This window comes from Dubosiella newyorkensis (assembly GCF_001945605.1).
In the GTDB taxonomy this organism is placed as follows: domain Bacteria; phylum Bacillota_I; class Bacilli_A; order Erysipelotrichales; family Erysipelotrichaceae; genus Dubosiella; species Dubosiella newyorkensis.
The window spans coordinates 1-22,393 of sequence record NZ_MPKA01000053.1 but is presented as its reverse complement, the minus strand read 5'-3'; the positions used below and the strand labels follow the sequence as shown (position 1 = coordinate 22,393).

The following is a 22,393-nucleotide window of genomic DNA, read 5'->3' as shown; positions in this document are numbered from 1 at the left end:
ATATGTCAAATTAGATACAAGAAGGAAAGGAAAATATATGATCGATTTTGAAAATGGAGCTTTATGGAAGCTCAGAAAATGTGATGAAAGCGCGATCGGAAAAAATCTGCGCCTTCTTTTGATCGAAGGAGAACAAATCATCGGCGCCTATAAAAGCGTTCGGGATTTTGTCGTCTTTACAGATCGAAGAGTAATTGCCTGTAATGTACAAGGAATTACCGGAAAAAAGCAAGACTATACATCGATGCCCTATAAAAAGATTTCCGTCTTTTCAATCGAGACTTCTGGAACGTTCGATCTCGACTGTGAACTTGAAATGTATTTTAGCGGAGCGGGAAAAGTCAAGTTTGAGTTTTTAGGCGATAACGAGATCCTGCAGATCGGACAATGCATTTCTAAATACGCTTTATAGAAGGAAAGCGTATAATTAAAATCAAATGATAGGAGAAATAATATGCTTAGAGTAGGAATGTTAACAAGCGGAGGGGATTGCCAAGCACTGAACGCAACGATGCGCGCGATCTATAAATCCGTAAAACACAACGCCAAAGAACCTGTAGAGATCTATGGCTTTATCGATGGCTACAAAGGATTGATGTACAACAATTTTAAAATGCTTCGAGGCGATGATTTCGCGAGCATTTTAACGGTCGGTGGAACGATCTTAGGAACAAGCCGCACTCCGTTTAAGGACCTAGACAAACCAGACGAGAAAGGTAATGATAAAGTCAAGCTCATGAAAAAAACCTATAAAGTTTTAGAGCTCGATTGCCTCGTCGTACTTGGAGGAAATGGCTCGATCAAGACAGCCAATCGTCTTTCGGAAGAAGGATTGAATGTGATCGCGATGCCAAAAACGATCGACAATGATTTATGGGGAACCGATATGACTTTTGGATTTCAATCGGCTGTGGACATCGCGACACGCTGCATCGATGAAATTCATACTACCGCTTCAAGCCATGGTCGCGTGTTCATCGTCGAATTGATGGGGCACAAAACAGGATGGCTTCCACTGAATGCAGGGATCGCGGGAGGAGCCGATATTATCTTGCTTCCGGAGATTCCTTATGATCTTAATCAAGTCGTTAAAGTGGTTGAAAACAAAAAGACGAGCAACGATGGCCATTTTATGATCATTGTCGTCGCAGAAGGAGCGATGTCGAAAGAAGATCGGAAATTAAGCAAAAAAGAATATAAAGAACGATTGAGCCAATATATGTATCCATCCGTGTCGTATAAATTAGCAGCAGAGATCGAAGAACTGACAGGCCGCGAAGTCCGCGTGACGGTTCCTGGCCATACTCAACGTGGAGGAGCGCCTGATGCATATGACCGTGTCTTTGCAAGCCGATTGGGCAGCGAAGCCGGAAAATTGATCTGTGATGGAAAATATGGCTATATGGTGGCATATAAAAATCGAGAAATCATCAAAGTTCCTTTGAAAGAAGTCGCTGGTAAATTAAAACTCGTCCAACCAGACGCTTCGATCATCGAACAAGCGCGTATGCTTGGAATCAGCTTTGGAGATGAACAAGAATAGAACTTGACAGATCGTTTTGATTCGATATACTTAAGTTAGTTATATCTAACCGAAGGAGAAGACTATGCGAAAAACGATCGTCAAGCGAAAAGAAAAGATCGAATCCTTCGTTTCGATCTTTTCAAAATTATGGAAATAAGAGAAGACTTTGGTTTTCTCTTTTTTTGTTAGACTTCCAAAGGCAGGCGCTCCATGAGCAAATGCGATTGATCGAGCTTGCGGATCGTGATCCAATAGACGATCGCCAACATACAGGCGGCCGCTACCCAAGCCGAAACTTCCGCCAACAAGATCCCATCAAAGGAAAGAAACACAGGAAGTAGGGCGACCATGCCGATCCGGGCAACCAATTCCACGATTCCCGAAATCATAGGCCAAAACGTATCGCCCATACTTTGCAGCGCGCAACGGAAGATCCATAGCCACCCTAGACCTACTAGGAATAGGGATAAGATCTTCAAGCAATGAAAACCAATGAGCATCGTTTCATGCTCGTTTCCCCCAATCATGACTTTCATTAAGAACTCTCCAAATAAGAAGATCAAGACACAACAGGCAAGACACATCAACGCCATCGCGATATTCATCGATTTGACCCCTTTTTTGATCCGACCTAAATGGTTGGCCCCTAGATTTTGTCCAACAAATGTGCCTGTCGCAAACCCATACGTGCTCGGGATCTGCTCAAGAAGGATGATCACTTTGCTTGCAGCCGTGTAGCCCGCAATATAGATCGAACCAAATTGATTGATCGCGCTTTGAAGCACCATGACCCCTACAGCAGTGATCGAATTCATGATTGCAACAGGAATGGACAACTTTAATGAACGAAAAAATAAGTAAGGATTCCATTTCCAATCTTCTTTTTTGATTTTGGCTTCTTGGATTCTTTGAACGAACGTAAAACAATAGATCGCAGAAAATAACTGGGCGACCACGGTCGCGATCGCCGCGCCAGCGACTCCCATTTTACAAGGGATGACAAGCACGATATCGAGGATCGTGTTCAAGAAAAAGGAGAGGATCATCGCGATCAATGGATTTTTAGAATCGCCAAAAGCGCGCAAGATGCCAGAATAAAAGTTATAACACATCGAAACACTCATACAAGCGAAGATGATCTGGATGTAAAGCTTGGCGTTGGCCATTAGATCTTCCGGCGTCTGGATCCAGCGCAACAGCCATTCGGTCCCGAAAAAAGCTAAAAAAGTAATTATGATCGAAAATCCAAAACAAAGAAAAAAAGACATTGTGATCGATCGACGGATCGATTGTGGATCTCGCGCTCCAAAGTATTGCGAAACGAGAATCGATACGCCTTGAGAAAGACCGATCACGAATCCAAGCACTAAGAAATTCAAAGAACCCGTCAAACCGACAGCGGCTAAAGCATCGACGCCGATCCCTCTTCCGACGACGATCGTATCTACAAAATTGTAAAGCTGTTGTAAAAGGTTTCCAGCTAAAAGCGGAGTTCCAAAAAGTAAGATCTGTTTGGCACATGGACCCGATGTCATATCCATCGTATTTTGATTTTCACTCATAGTATCCCTCCATAAACGCTATTATTGTACGAAAGTTTTTTTTCTTTGGAAAGAAGCAATTCAACGCTCTTTTATTAAGAATTCTTCTAAAATAAAGGTATGACAACAAGAATCGTATTTATGGTCACGCCTCAAAGACCTTATTATAAAAAAGCAAAAATCGAATTTGAGTTTTTTCCTGGCCAATCCGCCAGTCAAAAGAAAAAGAATGTGGAAGCGCTCCATGCCGCGTTTTTAAAACGATACCCCACGATGAAAGTTCTGGAAATCTCGACCAAATCCGATCAAGAAGTCGGGATCGCGCTTTCGCCATTCAATTTAACGCTTCGCCTTCCTTTTTTGCAGAAGGCCTTTTCCATCGAGAATATTTACCAAGCATCCAAAGTTTATGAACATGGAGGCCCCTTTTATGATTTGCTCGGCGCATCGGCTTTAGAAGCCAAGCGGGATCCTCGAAAACAAAAAGTCGGAAAAGTCGTCCATTTTAACCTTGAAAACAAGCAATACCCAGCCAATCCGGATACCGCCTTCTACACATGGCTTTATTTTAGAGCGATCAAAGAACATCCTTTATTGGCACAAAAGCTGCTGGAGTTCAACGCGTTTACGGATATCGAATGTGCGGAAGAACCCAAAGGAGGAAATCAAGCTCTTGCCTGCTGTATATATGTATCGATGGCCCAGGCGGGCGTATTGAAAAATATTCATTCATTTTCTGATCTAGTCGATGCGATGTATTATTCGCCGATCTTGAAGGTAGAAGATCAAAAACAAACGAAAGTAGAAGATACTTCGCTTTCGCTTGTGCTCCCAAAAACGGAAAAGAAAAAAGCGTTCGCGATCGGCGAATGGATCGTTCATCCTACGATCGGCAAAGGCGAGGTCGTGAAAAAAGATTCAAAATCGTATACGATCTACTTCAAGGTTTCGGGCCCAAAAGTTCTAAGCAAAGAGTTCGTTGAAAAAACTTGTCGTCCGCTACCGTAATTCTTGTTGACTTTGACTTAACTCTAAGACGTATACTTTTTATTAAAGGAGAAAAAAGTGCAAATCAAAGAAGTTAGCGAAAAGTTCAACATCAAAGAGGATACCCTTCGTTATTATGAAAAAGTAGGAATGATTCCTCCTGTTCATAGGACATCTAGCGGGATCCGAGATTATAATGAAACGGATCTGGGTTGGGTCGAGCTTGTCTTGTGCATGCGTAAAACGGGACTTCCGATCCAGGCGATCGTGGAATTTGTCAACTTGTCCAAAGAAGGAGACACTACGTTAGCCAAAAGATTGGATCTATTGCAGGAGCAAAGGGAGATCTTGATCCAAGAGAGAATTCAAATGGATCAAATGCTAGGTCGTTTGGATCATAAGATCGACTACTACAAGAAAAAGTTACAGAAAAACGAACATTGATATATCTCAAGCATATCAATGTTTTTTATTGGGCCAACTTTGTATGATAAAGCTATAGAAAAGAGGAATCAATATGTGTACTGCTGTTAACTATACAAATGGCTGCCATTTATTTGGCCGGAACCTTGATTTAGAAATCAATTATCCAGTTGATGTGGTCATCACACCCCATAATTATGTATTCAAAATGAAGGATGGAAGCGAGATCAAAAATCATCATGCCTTGATCGGGATGGGATTGATCCAAAACGATTATCCATTGTATTTTGAAGCGATCAACGACGCCGGTTTAGGAATGGCTGGTACTGCCTTTGCGGGATTGGCCTATTATGCGCCTGTTCAAGAAGGAAAGAAAAATATCGCGCCTTTCGAGTTCATCCCATATATTTTAGGACAAGCTTCTACAGTGGAAGAAGCTCGGAAGCTTCTAGAAAATGTCAATCTTTGCGATGTTCATTTCTCGGCAGAACAACCGAATTCACCGCTTCATTTTCTGATTGGCGATAAAAACGAAAGTATCGTTGTTGAACAAACCAAAGAAAAAGGTTTCCGTGTTTATGATGATCCATACGATGTTTTGACAAACTGCCCAGATTTTGATTGGCAATGCAAAAACATCTCGATCTATTCTCAATTGACAGGACAGATCATTACCCCACGCTTCGCGAAAGATGCCAAAGACATCGATCTTTATTCCAGAGGCATGGGATCGACCGGTCTTCCTGGCGGAGTCGATTCAGTAAGCCGGTTTGTTCGTGCCGCCTTTACACGTCTGAATTCATTCTGTGATCCAAACAGTATTGAAAAAAATGTAGGTGAATATTTCCATATCCTTACGAATGTGCAGCAGGTCAATGGGGAAGCCGAAATACATCCAGGCGAATACGAGATCACTCAATATACAAGTGTTGGAGATACGGATTCGGGAATCTTCTATTACACGACGTATTACAACCAAAACATCAACGCGGTGGATATGAAAAAAGAAAACCTGGAAGGTTCTTCTTTGATCTCTTATCCAGTTCTTCGTGATTTAAACGTCAATATCCAAAACTAAGTAAAAACGAGATAGAACTAACATAGGAGCGATCCTGTGCTAGTTCTTTTTTTATCCTCAAGGCAGGAGTATTGAAAAAAGCCAATTATAATAACGCATTTTTTTTAGAAAACAAGTAGAGAATGTGCACGTTTTATAACAATCAAGATTTGAATCTCCTTGTGAAATCTAAGAAATAGTCTTTATATAAAGGAAAATAAGCAGATTTCTTTTTTTTTTGAAATGTACAATAAAAAGAATACATTTACGGGCATCAAAGTTGATGATCTCTATGCGAAAGGGTATATTGATACTGTAAATAAAGGATAGGGCATATAAAGAAGATAGAAAGAAGGCAGTATGCTTTTATGGATGCCCCCAGTAATTCCCCTCATTAAAGCATGCAACAAATTATGACAAAAGATGAATTCAAAAAAGTATTGACTGACGCGATCGGTGGATCTGCATATGGTGATGAAGTAATCGCTGATTTAGTAGCTAACTTCGGTGAAGAAGGAAAATATGCGCAAAATGCAAAAGATCGTCTAGATGATCGTCTTGGAACACTTAAAGGTTGGGAAAAGAAACATCGTGAAGAAGGCGACGCAGCAAAAGCTGATGAAGAAGCCGCTAAGATTGCGATCGTAGAAAAAGCTTTGAAAGCAATCGCATAAGTTGATCGAACACAATAACACAATATAAAAATCGGGTTTCGGCATAACAACTGAAAAAAGAAAGAAGGATGTTTACCAAATTGCCGAAGAAAGAACCCTAAAAATGGTAAACAAAAAAACACTATGACTAAAGAAGAAACAATCGCTAAATTAAGAGCAGCAGCAGGAGATAGCAACTACGGAAAAGCCGTTGTTGATGAATTCGAAGCACATTTCGATGATGATGCAAAAAAATATGGTCAAACTTTAGCAGATCGTATCGATGATCGTATCGGTGTAATCAAAGGTTGGGCTGAAAAAGACGAAAAAGAAGGAAAAACTTTAGACGCAGCTGTAGAACAAGACAAGATCGCTGTTCTAGAAGCAATGAAAAAAGCTCTTTAATAAAAAGCATGATAGATCAAAGGTCCGGAATTTCCGGACCTTTTTCATGGGATCCAATAGCCGATCCCTTTTATCGTTTTGATTAAATGGGGATTTCCGATCTTCTTACGCAGCCGAGACATCGATGTTGTCAAAGTGCCTTCTCCGATAAATTGTTCTGTATTCCATAAATGGAGAGTCAGCTCTTCTCGACGAACGATGCGGCCACGATTTTTTATAAGCATATCGAACAGCCTCTGTTCTGTAGGGGTAAGAAAGATCCGCTGATCAAGCTGATATAAGTGATGGTTTTTTAGATCATACCGAAAGTCAAAAGGTAAAAGAGTCCAATTTGAATCTGTCATATCCTCAGTATAAAGGGTATTTATTAAGAAATTCCTAACACTTCTGTAATCTTTACCAAAACAAAATACAAAAAAGCGATACAATGGAAGAATAGAAAGAAGGAATTCATTGTGAAGAAACATGTGGTTTGTTTTACGACCTTCAACGAATCCCAAAAACAAAAACTCCGAGAAGTCTCGGATACATTGGAATTGCATTTTGATACCGAGGAGGATGTGATGCCCTATTTTTCAAAGGCCAGCGCGATCATTGGGATCATTCCTGAATCTTTGCGAGAACAAATCGATTCGATCGAATCATTGGAACTTGTTCAATTACCGAGTGCCGGTTATGAAGGCTGGAATCGTTGGATCCATAAAGCCGTTTTATGCAATTCATCAGGAACATTTGGATTCACGATCGCAGAATATGTGATCCAAGCGATCTTATCGATATATCGGGAAGCGGACCAATATAAGAGCTTTCAAGCCCAAAACCAGTGGAACACGACACGCATTCCTATAGAAACCTTGCGCTATAAAAACGCGCTCATATTAGGTGTCGGGGATGTAGGCTCTACATTGGCCAGCCGCTTAAAAGCCTTTGGCTGCAGGACGATTGGTCTTAGAAAAAAGAAAGTGGAAAAAGAAGGGTTTGATCGGATTGATCAGCTAGTCAATATTCGAACATATTTGCCAGAAGCCGATCTTGTGATCAATTGTTTGCCGAGCAATACCGATACTGACGATTTTTTTCAAGCGGAAATGTTTGATCTCATGCCAAGCCATGCGATCTTTGTCAATGTTGGACGTGGAAAATTTGTAAAAACGAGTTTATTAGAGGAAGTGATGCGCAAGCAAAAGATCCGGGCGATGGTTCTGGATGTTTTTGAGGAAGAGCCGCTACCTCCTCATTCTAGCTTATGGAACGAAAAATCTGTATACATCACCCCTCATATTTCGGGAGGATACGCTTCTCGCTATACAAAAGATCTCTTCGCTAAGCTCGTGGAAACCAACTTGAAAAATCTCGTGGAACACAAGCCTTTTAAAAACCAAGTTAATCGTCCAGGATTTAACGAAGGGGAATTTGGAAAATTGGATACGAGGTGAAAATATGGAAGTCAAAATATTGATGGAAGGGGATATTTTATGGGAAGACGCGATGGAATACGCGCTTGACTGCCCATGGAAGGCGGGCAGACATCTTGGAGAAAAAATGAAGCATCATGAAATCAAAGGATGGGAACGTGTTTTCGTCGCTTATGAAGAGGGATACCTTTATGGGTTTTTATATTTCGCTAAAAAAGACTGCCTCCCCTCTTTAAAATATTCTCCCTATGTCCGCTATTTGTTTATTGACGAGCGGAAACGAGGAAATCGTTATGGGAAGCGCTTGATCGATTCCGCGGAAAAATACGCCGCCGATCTCGGATTTGAGCGGATCTATTTAACGAGCGATCATGTCGGTCTATATGAAAAATATGGATTCCATCCGATCGATTCTTTTCGCGCTCCTTGGGATCCAAGCACGATAGAAACTGTTTATGAAAGGAACCTTTTATGAAAAAAGAGTTTGAGCAAGTGTTCAACGAGGTCGAACAAGATCCTCGAAACGCAGAATATACGCAAAGAGGGATCAAGCCGATCGTTCAGCTTTCTAAGCAAGCTAAGATCTTGATCATTTCACAAGCGCCAGGAAAAAAAGTCGAAGAGACAGGGATCCCATTCAACGATCTTTCAGGAAAGAAACTAAGAGAATGGATGGGATTGGATGATAACACGTTTTATTCTGACAAGATCGCGATCATGCCGATGGATTTTTACTATCCAGGTAAAGCGAAATCAGGAGATCTGCCACCAAGAGCGTTTATGAAACAATATCATACGGCTCTTCTTGAGCAAATGCCCAATATTGAACTGATCGTTTTAGTCGGAAAGTACGCGATCGATGCGTATTTAAAAGAAGAAGCGTATCCAACTCTTACGGAAACGGTCAAGAATTACGCTTGCTATTTGCCAAAGTATTTCCCAATCGTCCATCCTAGTCCTCTTAACCAGGGGTGGAGAAAAAAGAATCCATGGTTTGAAGAAAACGTGGTTCCTGTTTTGCGAGAAAAGATCCAAGCGTGCTTGGGGGACACAAAGAAGGAGAATGCCTCATGAATAAGCCACCTGTTTTTACTGCTTATACAAGTTTGTGCTCAAAGATCGATCGAGCCGGGCAATCGTTATGGATCTATTTGCTCGTTCAGCTGTGCGCCTCTTTGATTGGTTCATTGGGTCTTGGATTTTTGCTCGCCTGGCTCCCGATGCATCTTCAGCTTTCTATCGAACCTGTTTTGAGTGCCGTGATCCTTTTGCTTTCTTCAATTCTTTCAGGCCTTTGCGCGATCTTGTTTTTTAAAAGCCGCTACCCGCTTTTTTGGAAAGAGGATCTTAAGCGTCCATTCAAAGCGAGCGATGTATGGAATGGATACGCGCTCCTATCGCTTGCTTCATTTGCGTTTTCTTTGATTTTTTCTTTGGTCAATCAATGGTTGAACGCTCCGATCCAACAGCCGGATTTTGGGGTTTCGAGGAGCTTGTTTTCAGATCTTATTTTATTTGTGGCTATCGTTCTTATAGGACCAGCCATAGAAGAATTGTTTTTCCGGGGCGTTTTGTTAAAGAGCTTTGAAGCGTATGGAAAGACGTTTTCGATCGTATTCAGCGCGCTTTGCTTTGGAATGATGCATTTGAATTTCGCCCAAGGACTGCCTGCCTTCTTTATGGGCTGCGTTCTCGGCTACTTTTATGTCAAGACGCGTTCGCTAACGCTAGTGATCTTGATTCATATGCTCAATAACGCAATTTCTTTTTTGACGATGAGCACGTGGTTCATGTGGATCGCTCCTTTTGTTATTTTGCTAGCGTGCCTCTATGGAATCGTTTATTTGATCCTTAAACGAAAGGAATTTACGCTAGAAAGAAGGCGATGGTCTTCTCCTAAAGAAGTCTATCAATTGGCTTTCAAAAACGTTTGGATCCTTGTTTTTGGATTCGTATTTATTCTTAGTTCCTTATGGATGTGGTTAGGGCGATAAGATCGCCCTTTTTCTGTGCTTTTTTAGGGTTAAGTGGTATTATAACTGTATGTTAGGGGGCTCTTTATGCGACTATTACATCTTTCAGATCTCCATTTAGGAAAACAGGTCCACGGATATTCGATGCAGGAAGAACAGGAGGCGATGCTCGATCGCGTGCTCGATTTGATCGACTCCCAAAAGGTCGATGGACTGCTGATCGCAGGTGATATTTATGATCGCAGCATGCCTAGCGAATGGGCGATGCAGCTGTTCGACCGCTTTCTTGCGAAGTTGAGCGAGCGTGGTATCGAAACGTGTATCATTGCCGGTAATCATGATTCCGCCAATCGGCTCAAATATGGAGATTGGCTTTTTCAAAAACATAAGATCCATATTGCTGCGCGATTCGATGGTCATGTGGATCGATTACAATTAGAAAAAAATGGACAGAAGATCCATATTTATATGCTTCCCTTTTTAAAAAAAGCCTATGTTCGAAAACTAGATCCAGCATGTAGCAGCGATGAAGAAGCGGTGTGTTACGCGTTGGGGACGATCGATCTGGATCCGGAAGCGTTCAATATTTTAATGGCCCATCAATTTGTCGAAGGCTCGCAGCGCTGTGATTCCGAACAAAAGAGCGTGGGCGGTAGCGATGGGATCCAAGCTTCGGTGTTCGAGCCTTTCGATTATGTCGCTCTTGGTCACTTGCATTCTCCACAAAGCGTAACGGAAAAGATCCGTTATGCGGGGACGCTTTTAAAGTATTCGGTCGATGAGATCCATCAAAAGAAAAGAGCGCTCCTTCTCGATATTTGTGATAAAAAAATCGAAGTGCATGAGATCGAAGTGCCTGCCCTTCACGATTTTGTAGAGATCGAAGGCGATTATATGACATTGAGTTCTAAAACATTCTACCAAGATCTCAATAAAGAAGATTACTATTCGATCGTTTTGTTGGATGAACACGATATTCCTTATGTCCGCAAAAAGTTGGAGACAATTTATCCAAAGATCTTAAAGATCACCTACAAAAATCGCCGACAAGGAAAGCTGGAAACGCGATCGGTGCAAGAAATGGAAGCGATCGATCCTCTCGCTTTGATCGCTTCTTTTTATCAAGAACAAAATGGAAACGCGATCAGCGAGGAACAAAAAAAGATCATCAAGGATCTTTGGGAAGAAACGATATGAGACCACTGCAATTAAAAATGAGCGCCTTTGGACCGTATGCGAACGAAGAGTCGATCGACTTTGAACGATTTGGAAAAAATGGATTGTATTTAGTGAGCGGAACGACAGGAGCAGGCAAGACGACGATCTTTGATGCGATCGTATACGCCCTTTTTGGAAGCGTGAGCGGGGACCAAAAGGAAACGAATATGATCCGTTCTCAATACGCCAAGCCAACCACGAAAACGTTTGTCGTGCTTCGATTTTGCGTAAAGGATCGAATTTATACGGTTTATCGTTCGCCAGAATATGAACGGCCTAAGGCGCGAGGGGAGGGCTTTACGAAACAAAAAGCGCAAACGGAACTGTATTTTGAAGATCATACACTTCCGCTCGTAAAGGCGGGGGAAGTCAACGCGAAGATCGAGTCGATTTTAGGAATGGATCGAGCTCAGTTCAAGCAGATCGGCATGATCGCTCAAAATGATTTCTTGAAGCTGCTTTTAGCCAAGACGGAAGAGCGCTCGAAGATCCTTCAAGAGCTTTTCCACACCGAGGCGTATGCCCGCTTTCAAGAGAAGATCAATCTGAAAGCGAATCAAATCAAATCGGATTATGGAAAGATCGAACAAATATTCGATCAGACGCGTCAGCTTTCGAATATCCTTTCGAAAGATCAAGAATATGAAGAGAGTGAATTGCTCCATCGGTTGGAGAAGGGAATCGGAGAAGCGCATCAACGAAAAATGCAGCATCAGCAAGCGCAAGACACGATCCAACAGAGGATCCAAATAAAAAGTCAAGAAAATGGAGTTTTGCTTCAAATGAAAAAGCAGCGGGCACTCAAAGAAGCGGCTAAACAAGAACTCGAGAGACTCATGCCTTTTTATAAACAAGCGTGTCTTGATCGAGAGCGTCTAGCCAAAAGCAAAGCAATGGTCGAAGGTTGGATTGAACAGAAAAAAGAACTCCAAGATGAAATGATGAAAGCGGATGCCAAAGAAAAGTATTTAAAGGATTGGGAGACGATCAAAAAGAAGCTTGAAAGCGGATCCCGTTTGCTCAAAGAGCAAGAACAAAGAAAACATGAAATCGAAGAAGAAATGGCTCTTTTGGACAAGCTTTTGGAAGATGGGGATGAAAAAGCGCAAGAACAGATCTGGCTTTCCTATCTTCAGCAAGCCCAAAAAAAAGAAGCGTTGCTCAAGGAAGAAGAGATCGAGTCTAAAAAACAAGAACAGATCCGTTTTGCCTATCAAAAAGCGAAGGTCGCTTTGAAAAACGAAATGGATCAGCTTTCGTCGCTGGAATTGGCGTTTTTTGACCAACAGGCTGGTTTTTTGGCAAGCCATTTGGAGGAAGGCAAGCCTTGTCCTGTGTGTGGTTCGCTTTCGCATCCTTTACCAGCCCGTCTAGTGGATGTTTCGATCGATCAAGCAAATATTGATCGACAAAAAGAGAATGTCGAGCAAAAAAGGAGCGTTCTATCGACTCAGAGCGAAGCGTTGGCGCATTCCAATGCTTCGTTATCCTATATTCAAGAAGAATTAGAGGAGTATGCCGCGTGCAAACCAAAAGCACAAATCGTGCAAAAGCTCATCGAGATCCGAAGAGAAATCGCGAAAAAAGAACAAGCGAAGATTCGAAAAGTCCAGCTTCAAAAACAAAAAACCAATTTGGAAAGCAAGTTTGCTCAAATTCAAGCGGAGGTCGCTGAATGGGACCGTCAAAACGCGTCGGTCCAAGCATCCATCCGGCAGCTTGGAGAATGTAAAGCGAAAGATGAAATCGATCATCGGCTCAAAGCGTTGAACAAAATGATCGAGGATGATCGAAAAGAACGGGAAGAACAAGATAAAAAGTATCAAACGATCAGTCAAAAAAAGGCAGAACTCGAAGGAACGATCGGAAAAGAACAAGAAGAATCGGAGATCGAACTGGAGAAGGCGCTTCAAAAAAACGAAGAGGAGCTTCAAAGTTTTCAAGAGGCTAAAAATAAATATGATCAAGAGATCCTTCAGCTTGAGAGGTTTGAACAAAATGAGCGATATGTCCTTGAACAAATCAGAAAACAGATCCAGCAAAAACAGGCGATCGAAAAAGAGTATCAACTCTTTAAATCATTGGCGGATACATTCAGCGGAAAGCTTAAAGACAAAAATAAGATCCAGTTGGAAACGTATGTACAGAGCGCTTATTTTCAGGAAATCTTGCATAAAGCCAATATTCGGCTCATGGCGATCAGCGATGGACAATATGAGCTGATCCTGCTTCCTGCGATCAATAAACGTTCGCAAAGCGGTCTAGATTTAGGGATCATCGATCACTATAATGATACGAAGCGGAGCGTGAATACGCTTTCGGGTGGAGAATCGTTTGAAGCTTCTTTATCGCTGGCGCTTGGTTTATCGGATATGGTTCAAGAACAAAGCGGAGGTATTTCGATCGAGACGATGTTTATCGATGAAGGCTTCGGCACTCTGGATGAAGAAAAGCTGAATCAAGCGATCGACTTGCTGATCGATCTTTCGGATCATCGACTTGTTGGAGTGATTTCACACACAAACGCTTTTAAAGAGCGGATCGACCAGCAGATCCGGGTCCAAAAAAATGGAGAACAAGGCTCTTCGATCCAGATCGTGGATTAGAAATCACTATAATAAAAAAGATAAAAAGAAGAGGATCGCCTGAATGTAGGATCCTCTTCTTTTTCGATTTTTCAAATTTATGGTCGTTGACCAAGACCGCCTTCCAAAGTGATCGTTTCTCCTGTCATGTATTTGAGAGAATCCGACATTAAAGTCACACACGCTTCCCCAATATCGTTCATTGGATCGCCATAATAACCGCAAGGAGGCATATGGACATTTTTCTCATACGCTTCTGGATAATTCGTTTTAAATTGTTCTAGCTGCTTGGTCCAAGCGAGCGGACAAATAATATTGACATTGATTCCGTCTTTCGCCCATTCGGTCGCCGCGACACGCGAAAGTCCGCGGATCCCTTCTTTGGCGGCCGCATAGCTCGATTGCCCCGCATTGCCAAATAAAGCGGCGCCAGAGCCAAAGTTGACGATCGAGCCTTTTGTTTTCTTTAAGTAAGGATAAGCAGCTTTCATATAAAAGAAGGTCGCATACAATCCAGAATAGATCGCTAAATTGAATTGTTCTAAAGTTTGCTGTTCAAAAGGAACGCCCGAAGCGGAAGCTTGCGCGCAATTCACTAATCCATGGATCTCTTTGAATTGATCGATCGTTTGATCGATCACAGTTTGAACGACTTTCTCGTTGTCTTGGCCATATTCGATATCCGCAGGAACACACAACACCGAAGCATCGTATTCTTTTTCTAGGCTTGCTTTGGCGTCATAGAGCTTTTGTTTGTTTCGGCCTGTGATCACGATGTTCCATCCGGCTTTCGCAAAAGCGCAGGCGATCCCGTATCCGATCGCGCCAGGACGTCCATTGTCTAAGAGGACTTGGCCTCCACCTGTAATAATGACTGTTTTCTTTTGGTTTTCCATTAGTATCACCTCTTCCACCACCATACCATAAGGCGTTCGAAAGTATCATTTCTTTGCCTTGTAGTAGACGAATGTGTCGTTTTCTAATAAGAGCGTATCTTTTGTTGGAATGAAGAAATCATCCTTGCGCTTGATGCATAAAATCGAAGGAATTTGTCCATACAACTCTTCGAGCCGCTTGTTGAGCCGAGGATCCCGCTTTCCGATCGTTTCTTCCTCCAAGCTACTCTCGCTTGGCTCATAGGCTTCTCCTGCTAGAATCAAGATATCGTTTTTAACGAGCAGCGTATCTTTATTGGGGATAAAAGAGCGGCCATTCCGGATGACGAGCGCAATGATCAAGTTTTGCGGCAAAGCGAAGCTTTCCAATGTCCTATTGATCCAATGGGAATCTTTATGGAGTCGTACTTGGATGAACCTTAAATCCGTCTGTTCGCTATAATCCGAAAATGTTTGTAAGATCGTATGCTCCGGGTCGCTCATTTTTAAGAGCTTAGCGACATACGGAAGAAGCGTTCCTTGGATCGCGATCGAAAACAAAACGACACCAAACACGATATGGTAAAGATCATAATGAAATACGGTTTCATGAAGGGTCGCCATGATCGCGAAGACGATCGATGCCACACCCCTAAGCCCCGCAAAGCTGATCAATGTCTTTTGCGCGAATGAATAGTTTTTAAAACAGGATAAGATCGTAAACACGCTGATCGGACGCGCGAGCAGCGTTAAGAACAAAAAGACAAAACCAGCCAAAGGCAAATTGATCCAAAGCTGACTTGGAAAAGAAAGAAGTCCAAGCAGAAAGAAGATCAGCATTTGCATAAGCGTCGTCAAACCATCAAAGAAGTGAACAAGTTCTTTCTTGGCCCGCAAATTCGAATTTCCAAGCATCAATCCTGTAATATAGCAAGCTAAAAAACCATTTCCTTCCAAAAGCATCGCGATCGAATAGCTCAAAAAGCCAACAGCCAGCACATACACCGCGTTGAATCCAGCAATGTCAAAATGCCACAATTTGATAAAAGTTCGTGCAATGATATAGATCGCGACACCAACTATAAAACCAACTCCAATTTGCTGGATCAAAAGAAGAAGGATCGAACCGATCTCGAATGGCTGCTTGGAAAGCGTCAAGCAAATTAGAACGAGCATATAGGCAAATGGATCGTTGGAGCCCGATTCGATCTCTAACAAAGAATCGGTGTGATTTTTAAGCGCGAGATTTTGACTCCGCAAAATATTGAATACGCTCGCCGCATCCGTAGAAGACAATAAAGCGCCAATGAGCAAACTTTCGATCCACAAAATATGGAGCGCATAGTGGCAAAAAAGCGCGGTCAACAAAGCGGTCGAGACGACCCCGATGCTGGCTAATAGCGCGCTAGGGAACGCGACCTTTTTGGCGCGCTTCCAACTCGTGCCAAATCCTCCATAGAACATGATCACCACAAGGCCCACCGTGCAGATCTGCTCTGCGAACGCGAAATCGTCAAATGGGATCGAAAATAGACCTTCGCTTCCAAAAATCATCCCTAAGCCAATAAATCCTAAAAGCATTGGGACCTTGAGCCGGCTTGCGATTTTCTGGATCATGATCGACGCTAAGATCACGATCGCTCCAAGAAATAAAGTCGTTGTCATAAAAGTCCCCTCTCATGGCTCTATTATGCCTAGAACGCTTGCATATTTCCATTTTTATCCACAATAGAATCCGATTGGATGGACAGTATGCGTATGTTTAGGATCGAAGTCGGTCAATTCTCTATGAAGCAGCACCGAAGCCATTTGACACGCTTGGGGGCCATACATTTCGCGCACCTCTTCGATCGTCTCTTCCAACGCTTTTTGCTTAGGCCGGCTTTCTTCGTTTTCAAACAAAGAGATCGGATCGTAAACTTCGCCGACCAATTGACTCAACTGGATCCCTACACTGCGAAGAGGACGATCGAAATCAAAGTGCCGCCGCGCTAAGCGATAGGCGCATTTTAAAATGTCGCTAGCTAGATTCGTAGGCCGGTTCATCTTGATTTGACGCGTCATCCCGCTCAGATCGTTCCCACGCAGATAGATCGAAACAACATACCCTTGCTTATGGATCTCGCGCAGACGAGCGGCGATACACTCGCTGAGCACGCGAAACACTTCATAGAGCTGGATAAAGGAGTCGATATCGTGAAGAAGGGTCTTCGAGTTGCCTACCGATTTGATCTCTCGAGCATGACCGACGCGCTTGACCGGGCTTTCATCCAGCCCATTGGCAAAGCGCCATAGCTCGCCACCGATCTTGCCAAACCGTTTTGTCAGCTTGAAACCATCATACGTCGCTAGATCCTTAATCGTATAAATTCCCATCGCTTCTAATTTCAGCGCGGTATGCCTTCCGACCATCAATAGATCGCTTACAGGCAAAGGCCAGACGACTTCTTTAAAGTTGCTTTCATCTATGATAGAAAAGCCCATATTTTTATCGAGATCGCTTCCTAGCTTGGCAAAGATCTTATTGAAAGAGACACCCATCGATACTTTCAGGCCATAGGTTCGATACACTTCCTGCTGGATCTTACGGGCGAGCTCGATCCCGTCGCCATACAAGGTTTGGCTATGCGATAGATCGAACCACGCTTCATCTAGGCCGAACGATTCTACTTCGTCTGTATATTTTCGATAAATGTCTTTGACTTTCTCCATGTAGTAGATATAGTCATCGTAATTTGGATGGATGATGAGAAGGGAAGGGCATTTTCGAAAAGCCTCCCGCAAAGATTCTCCCGTTTTGATCCCGCACGCTTTGGCGAGATCGTTTTTCGCTAAAATGATCCCATTGCGCTTTTCTTCGCTACCTCCTACCGCCATAGGGATCGAGCGTAAGCTTGGGTTCTTCATTTCCTCGATCTGCGCATAGCAATGATTGAGATCCGAATGTACTATCACTTTTTTCATTTTGATCACCAAGCACAGAATATCAAAAATTCTGACTTTAATTATGTCATAATACAGAATTTAATAAAAAAAAGAAGATTACACAAATGGATCTTCTTCTATTTCAAAACCGTTTTCCAAGGAGACTTGGCGATACCATCGACCGGATTTCTTGATCGTACGCGTTTGATCGTTCAGATCGACTTCAATAAAACCATATCGATTTTTATACGCATTATTCCAGCTCCAGCAATCTAAAGCCGCCCATGTGTGGAATCCAAAACAAGAGGCGCCTTCTTTGATCGCTTTGTGCAGCCAAAATAGATGCTCTTTGTAAAAGTTGATTCGATATAGATCCTCGATCACGCCGTCTTTGTTCCGAAACCGACCTTCATCGTGGACTCCCATGCCTGTTTCGGAAACAAACCATGGCGTTTTAGGGTAACGCTTCGTCATCTCTTTGGCGATGTCGTAGAGCGCTTTTGGAAAGATCTCCCAATCTTTATATGGATCGACTCGTTTCTCTGGCCAGTCGTAATGGGCATAATATTGGTCGGGAAGCCAATTCTCAAAAATTTGGCCTTCTGTGGCTTGGACTCTTGTTGGATGATAATAATTGATGCCTATAAAATCACTACGATTGAGAGATAAGAGCGATTCGTCTTTGGCTTCCGCTTTCCAAAGGACTCCATCTTTTCTTAAAATTTCTACGAGTTCATCGGGGAAATGGCCATGGATACTCGCGTCGAGAAAAGATCGCCAATGAAACAAGTCAAAGAAGCGGGCTGCTTCTTGATCTTCTTTTCGATCAGAGCGAGGGTAGGTGGGTGTCACATTGACGATAATCCCGATCTTTCCTTCAGGATCGAGTTGATGATAAGTTTGCGTGACTAAAGCGTTGGCGAGCACGATATGATATAAAACTTGAACAGCTCTTTTTCCTTCGTTTTTATAGTGCGGATAGTGATACCCATATAAATATCCATCATCGATCATGACCATTGGCTCATTGAAGGTCGTCCATTCGTGGATCTCGTCTTTAAAAAGCTGGAAAGCCGTTTTGGTGTATTTTACAAACAAATCCACCACATGTCGGCTTTCCCAGCCAGCATATCGATCTAAAAGATCAGTAGGTAGATCAAAATGGTGCAAATTGAAGATCAGCTTGATTTCATTCGCTTTAGCGGCTCGGATCATCGCTTGATAGAAAGCGATTCCATCAGGATCGAGCTCGCCTGTTTCAAGATTGGCGATCAAACGAGTTCATTGAATGCTCGTTCGAAACGAGTTCAATCCGATTTCTTTCATCAAACGGAAATCATTCTCGAAATGGTGCAGGAAATCACTAGCCACATCGGGACCGACGCCTTCATAAAAATCATTGCGACAGATTCGATACCACGTATCCATGATATTTTCATGCCGTTTCCCAAGCCATCCTTCGCTTTGGGGACCGCTCATCGCCGCTCCCCATAAAAAGTTTGGAGGAAATTTTAAAAAGGCACTCATCGCTTACTGTTCTCCAACTTTTTCATCCAACACAAAGCTGAACTATAGTCTCCTTTTAAGCGAGCCATTTCGCCATTGGCCCCATTGAAACGAAGCGGAACGCGGATTCCGGTTTTCTCGATCACGGCGCCCGAAATCGTTTGCTCATCGATTTGATACATGCAAGCTGGATCGATATTTGGAAGCTGGACGCGCTCGTTTCTCGAAGCTCTCAGTTTGGCGAAAGTCGTATAAAAACCAGTTAAATAAATCGAATTGAATTCGGAAATGGCTGTCCATGCTTGATAACCTTCATGATATGGATGGGTAAATAAAGTCACGCTTAAGAGGAAAGGCTGCATTTTTTTATAGTGGGCAATCGCTTCCTTCAATTGTTCTTTTTCTTTATTTGAGCACTCTCTTAGATCGAGCTCTAAGCCTAGGATTCCAAAGATCGCGTTTCCGATCGGGCCAAAGAAATTGTTGAGAAAATCAAGAAGCCATTGTGGAGTGATTCCTTCAAGACCAAATGTTGCGGGTAAATATTGACTGATGATGGCGATCGAAGCGAACATCGTCGCCGGGAAGGCGACCATGAATCCGTCACGTAAAGAGCATAGATACTTGTTGGTGGAAACGACTTCGGCGAACGGGCCGATCTTTTCCATCAATTTGTCGGTTAAATGATTCATTGTGTGTTTCTCCTTTTTTTTTATTGATTGGTGTCGACGAACACATTATAGATTTGTAAGCGCCATCATCCTATAGGTGGTTGTGATATAATTATGGAAAATTGTTACTTTAGATGGAGGGTAGGATGCGGATCACGACAAACTCGACCGATTTTTATTTCAATGCGGATGCGATGGTGTATACCCAAGGGTATGAAGAGTGCGAACCGGGGCACTCGTACGGTCCTGGTTTGCGAAAAAGCTATATGATCCATTATGTCACACAAGGAAAAGGGATCTTCAAAGTGGAGGGGAAAACGTATTCTCTTCAAAGAGGGGATCTGTTTTTTATTGCGCTAGGACAAGGATCTATTATGAAGCCGATCAAGAGGATCCGTGGGGGTATGGATGGATCGGAATGACGGGCGCGCATATCGAGCCTTACTTGCAGCGAACTTCGTTTTTTGATCATCCTGTGGCGCATTATGATAAGAATGACGATTTGTCTTTGTTGTTTATCGAGATGCAAAGAGCGTACGTGTCTTCTTTCGAGATCCGGGATCTGGCGTTGAATCATGTTCTTTATAAGCTTTTGGCTTTTCTTGTCGTTCATTTTCCCAATTCGTCGCATTCAGATGCTAGAAAAACAAAAGACTACATCGAAGAGATCATGTCGTATTGTCTAAGACGGATCGATGAACCGATCTATGTGCAAGAGATCGCACAATATACGGGGTTGAATCGTTCCTATTTATCTCGCTTGTTTAAAAAAGAAACCGGATATTCGTTGAAGGAATATATTTGGAAGACGAAAGAAGAGAAGGCGTGTCATCTTTTAATCCAGACAAAGCAGCCGATCCACGTGATCGCCTGTTCGGTAGGGTTCGAGGATTCTTTGCATTTTACCAAGACATTCACAAAGAAGCTAGGAATGTCTCCCAAGCAATATCGAAATTTAAAAAAAGAAAGAGAGGATACAGATGAGCTTAAAAGAACATAAGGAAGCGAAAGAAGATGCGCTCATTTCGATGAGCCGTTTATTGGCCAAAGATCAAGAAGCGTTCTATGCCTATTTGAATACAGAAGAAGGGAAAACGATGTACAAACTGGCGATGAGCGAAGTCGTTGCCGAGATCGAGATCTTCGTGAGTTCAGGGGAAATTTCTTTTGAATTTGACGAGGGAGATTATTTGTTTGATGAATTCAATGAAGAAGATCGGCAAGAAATCGGCGAGATCTTATCGTCCCATCTAACGAATGCGCTAGTCGATATCGTGCAAGTGCTCAACAAGACGAAAGTGCAGTCATGAAAAAAACCCGATTGGCGTAAATGGAGCTCATTTGGCGAATCGGGTTTTTTTGTGGGTGCTTAGTATTGAAAAGCGAGCTGTAGATGCTCGATATGGAGCGAATTCTTTTTCAATTCGCTTTGGCGGACCGAGTTCTGCGCGTTTTGCAGGCTTGCTTCTTCATACGCTTTCATGATGCGTTTGTGCTCTAGGCTCATATGTTGAACTTTGCTTTTCGCTTCAATAAGCGTTTCAAAGGAATGCTTGAATAGCGCTTTTTTCGCTTCCATCCAAACTTTATACGCTTTTTGGATGTCTTCTTGGTCGATCAGCAACGCTCGTTGATAGAGGACATCGTAATAGTCAAAAATGTTTTGTTTGATTTCATGGTCGGCGCCTAACGCGGCTCGCGCAAGCTCATAGCGTGCCCCTTCTCGGTCCGTATAAATATAAGAGAGCGCGGCTTGGATCTTTTGTGGATCACGGGTATAGAGCGCTTGTTGGATCGCTTGACCATGGTGAAAGTCTTTACATGCTTTCTGGCACTTTTTATCGAGCAGCTCTTTGGTATTTATTGCTTTTCGATAGGCGAATAAGGCTTGTTCGAGCTGTTCTCCGCTTTCTTCAAGTTTTTCATATAATACATCGATCTCGTGTTGAGAGTCTTCGAGCTGTTCTGTGATCTTAGAGAGCTCTTCGGCAATTTGGTAAGCGATCATGCTTAGACGATCGAACCAATGTGGAATCAGGATCCCATTCATATCTTCCATAATTTCTTTTCCTTCTTTTCTTAAAACAGAAAAACGGCTACCTATCGATAGTCGTTTGTTCTAAATCTACGTTTCATATTATAACAAACTCCTTTTTATAGGCGCAACCGGAAAGTTCGATGTCTTTCTTGGTCGCTTTATAAATAATATTGGAAAACGTTTACATTTTTCCGAATTGTATGATATTGTAAAAATATATTATAGGAGTTATACAATGGAATTATGGGAAGAGAGATTGATTGAGGAGATGCATCTTTTGGTAGATCATCTCGCAAGTACTCTTGATTCAAGAAACCCGTCTTTTCAAGTTGAGTACTAACTTGTTTATAAGTTGAAGACATTTTCACTTGTTTGTCCCTAGTTATATCATTAAATTCCCTTTATTTTAAGGGCTTTTTTATTTTTTGTTTCTTTAAATTCTTTTTTGTTTATGATATAATAATAGTACCTAATAGTGTTCAAAAAGGAGGCTTCTCATGGCTTACTATCTTAGAAAAAGCTCCCGCTCCAGAGGAATCTATCTCCAGATCTATAATTCTTTTTTCGATCCCGTAAAAAAAAGTCCAAGAAGCTCT

The 22,393-nt window shown here is 42.4% G+C and carries 23 protein-coding genes and 1 pseudogene; 16 read left to right on the top strand and 8 right to left on the bottom strand.

Annotated elements, in window-relative coordinates:
* Positions 1–37 precede the first annotated feature (37 nt).
* Positions 38–412, top strand: coding sequence for a PH domain-containing protein (locus BO225_RS03400; RefSeq protein ID WP_076340875.1), 375 nt, complete (start codon positions 38–40; stop codon positions 410–412).
* 42 nt (positions 413–454) lie between these two features.
* Positions 455–1,543: a 6-phosphofructokinase gene (locus BO225_RS03395; protein WP_076340874.1), complete on the top strand. Its 1,089-nt coding sequence runs from the start codon at positions 455–457 to the stop codon at positions 1,541–1,543.
* A 167-nt stretch (positions 1,544–1,710) separates the two neighbouring features.
* On the opposite strand, the gene BO225_RS03390 is transcribed toward BO225_RS03395, so the two are convergent.
* On the bottom strand, positions 1,711–3,087 hold the full coding sequence (locus tag BO225_RS03390; protein WP_076340873.1) for an MATE family efflux transporter: 1,377 nt from the start codon (positions 3,085–3,087) through the stop codon (positions 1,711–1,713).
* 99 nt (positions 3,088–3,186) lie between these two features.
* Between BO225_RS03390 and BO225_RS03385 the strand changes: the two genes are divergently transcribed.
* The 5 genes from BO225_RS03385 (at position 3,187) to BO225_RS03365 (ending at position 6,591) form a co-directional block, all read left to right on the top strand.
* Positions 3,187–4,074 (top strand): DarT1-associated NADAR antitoxin family protein, encoded by an 888-nt coding sequence (locus BO225_RS03385; protein ID WP_143356754.1) that lies wholly within the window; start codon positions 3,187–3,189, stop codon positions 4,072–4,074.
* Positions 4,075–4,131: 57 nt separating this feature from the next.
* Positions 4,132–4,497: a MerR family transcriptional regulator gene (locus BO225_RS03380; protein WP_076340871.1), complete on the top strand. Its 366-nt coding sequence runs from the start codon at positions 4,132–4,134 to the stop codon at positions 4,495–4,497.
* A gap of 73 nt (positions 4,498–4,570) precedes the next feature.
* A complete protein-coding gene (bsh, locus tag BO225_RS03375) occupies positions 4,571–5,554 on the top strand; it encodes a choloylglycine hydrolase (RefSeq protein WP_076340870.1) in 984 nt (327 codons plus the stop codon).
* A gap of 392 nt (positions 5,555–5,946) precedes the next feature.
* Positions 5,947–6,207, top strand: a complete 261-nt coding sequence (locus BO225_RS03370; RefSeq protein WP_076340869.1) for an FRAT-87 protein — start codon at positions 5,947–5,949, stop codon at positions 6,205–6,207.
* A 123-nt stretch (positions 6,208–6,330) separates the two neighbouring features.
* The gene (locus BO225_RS03365; protein ID WP_076340868.1) at positions 6,331–6,591 is read left to right on the top strand and encodes an FRAT-87 protein; all 261 of its coding nucleotides are present in this window, start codon (positions 6,331–6,333) and stop codon (positions 6,589–6,591) included.
* 44 nt (positions 6,592–6,635) lie between these two features.
* Here the strand turns inward: BO225_RS03365 and BO225_RS12305 are convergent, their stop codons facing one another.
* Entirely contained in the window at positions 6,636–6,935 is a 300-nt protein-coding gene (locus BO225_RS12305) for a winged helix-turn-helix domain-containing protein (RefSeq protein WP_076340867.1), read from the bottom strand.
* A gap of 111 nt (positions 6,936–7,046) precedes the next feature.
* Here BO225_RS12305 and BO225_RS03355 point away from each other — a divergent pair, with 111 nt between their 5' ends.
* The 6 genes from BO225_RS03355 (at position 7,047) to BO225_RS03330 (ending at position 13,803) form a co-directional block, all read left to right on the top strand.
* A complete protein-coding gene (locus BO225_RS03355) occupies positions 7,047–8,027 on the top strand; it encodes a D-2-hydroxyacid dehydrogenase (RefSeq protein WP_076340866.1) in 981 nt (326 codons plus the stop codon).
* A gap of 4 nt (positions 8,028–8,031) precedes the next feature.
* Positions 8,032–8,481, top strand: a complete 450-nt coding sequence (locus BO225_RS03350) for a GNAT family N-acetyltransferase (protein WP_083632063.1) — start codon at positions 8,032–8,034, stop codon at positions 8,479–8,481.
* Positions 8,478–9,080, top strand: coding sequence for a uracil-DNA glycosylase family protein (locus BO225_RS03345; protein WP_076340865.1), 603 nt, complete (start codon positions 8,478–8,480; stop codon positions 9,078–9,080). Before BO225_RS03350 ends, BO225_RS03345 begins: the two co-directional genes overlap by 4 nt.
* Positions 9,077–10,000: a CPBP family intramembrane glutamic endopeptidase gene (locus BO225_RS03340; protein ID WP_076340864.1), complete on the top strand. Its 924-nt coding sequence runs from the start codon at positions 9,077–9,079 to the stop codon at positions 9,998–10,000. Before BO225_RS03345 ends, BO225_RS03340 begins: the two co-directional genes overlap by 4 nt.
* A 66-nt stretch (positions 10,001–10,066) precedes the next feature.
* Complete coding sequence (locus BO225_RS03335; protein WP_076340863.1) at positions 10,067–11,176, top strand: exonuclease SbcCD subunit D; 1,110 nt, start codon at positions 10,067–10,069, stop codon at positions 11,174–11,176.
* On the top strand, positions 11,173–13,803 hold the full coding sequence (locus BO225_RS03330) for an AAA family ATPase (protein ID WP_076340862.1): 2,631 nt from the start codon (positions 11,173–11,175) through the stop codon (positions 13,801–13,803). The genes BO225_RS03335 and BO225_RS03330 overlap by 4 nt, the downstream gene beginning before the upstream one ends.
* A gap of 77 nt (positions 13,804–13,880) precedes the next feature.
* Here BO225_RS03330 and BO225_RS03325 read toward each other — a convergent pair whose 3' ends face one another.
* The 5 genes and pseudogenes from BO225_RS03325 to BO225_RS03305 all read right to left on the bottom strand — a co-directional run bounded on the left by BO225_RS03325 (position 13,881) and on the right by BO225_RS03305 (position 19,780).
* On the bottom strand, positions 13,881–14,678 hold the full coding sequence (locus BO225_RS03325) for an SDR family NAD(P)-dependent oxidoreductase (protein WP_076340861.1): 798 nt from the start codon (positions 14,676–14,678) through the stop codon (positions 13,881–13,883).
* A 45-nt stretch (positions 14,679–14,723) separates the two neighbouring features.
* Entirely contained in the window at positions 14,724–16,322 is a 1,599-nt protein-coding gene (locus BO225_RS03320; RefSeq protein WP_076340860.1) for a potassium/proton antiporter, read from the bottom strand.
* A 54-nt stretch (positions 16,323–16,376) separates the two neighbouring features.
* Positions 16,377–17,621: a DNA polymerase IV gene (gene dinB, locus BO225_RS03315; RefSeq protein ID WP_076340859.1), complete on the bottom strand. Its 1,245-nt coding sequence runs from the start codon at positions 17,619–17,621 to the stop codon at positions 16,377–16,379.
* A 78-nt stretch (positions 17,622–17,699) separates the two neighbouring features.
* Positions 17,700–19,109 (bottom strand): annotated as a pseudogene (locus BO225_RS03310) (glycoside hydrolase family 1 protein).
* Positions 19,106–19,780, bottom strand: coding sequence for a GH36 C-terminal domain-containing protein (locus tag BO225_RS03305; protein WP_076340858.1), 675 nt, complete (start codon positions 19,778–19,780; stop codon positions 19,106–19,108). Before BO225_RS03305 ends, BO225_RS03310 begins: the two are co-directional and overlap by 4 nt.
* Before the next feature lie 125 nt (positions 19,781–19,905).
* On the opposite strand from BO225_RS03305, the gene BO225_RS11970 reads away from it, so the two are divergent.
* Genes BO225_RS11970 through BO225_RS03295 form a run of 3 tightly spaced genes read left to right on the top strand, consistent with a single transcriptional unit; the run spans position 19,906 to position 21,069 of the window.
* On the top strand, positions 19,906–20,181 hold the full coding sequence (locus BO225_RS11970; RefSeq protein ID WP_158023781.1) for an AraC family ligand binding domain-containing protein: 276 nt from the start codon (positions 19,906–19,908) through the stop codon (positions 20,179–20,181).
* Entirely contained in the window at positions 20,127–20,759 is a 633-nt protein-coding gene (locus BO225_RS03300; RefSeq protein ID WP_336433327.1) for an AraC family transcriptional regulator, read from the top strand. The genes BO225_RS11970 and BO225_RS03300 overlap by 55 nt, the downstream gene beginning before the upstream one ends.
* A complete protein-coding gene (locus tag BO225_RS03295) occupies positions 20,740–21,069 on the top strand; it encodes a hypothetical protein (protein ID WP_076340857.1) in 330 nt (109 codons plus the stop codon). Before BO225_RS03300 ends, BO225_RS03295 begins: the two co-directional genes overlap by 20 nt.
* A gap of 59 nt (positions 21,070–21,128) precedes the next feature.
* On the opposite strand, the gene BO225_RS03290 is transcribed toward BO225_RS03295, so the two are convergent.
* Positions 21,129–21,818 carry a hypothetical protein gene (locus BO225_RS03290; protein WP_076340856.1) on the bottom strand — a complete coding sequence of 230 codons (690 nt, stop codon included), beginning with the start codon at positions 21,816–21,818 and terminating at the stop codon, positions 21,129–21,131.
* Positions 21,819–22,393 lie beyond the last annotated feature (575 nt).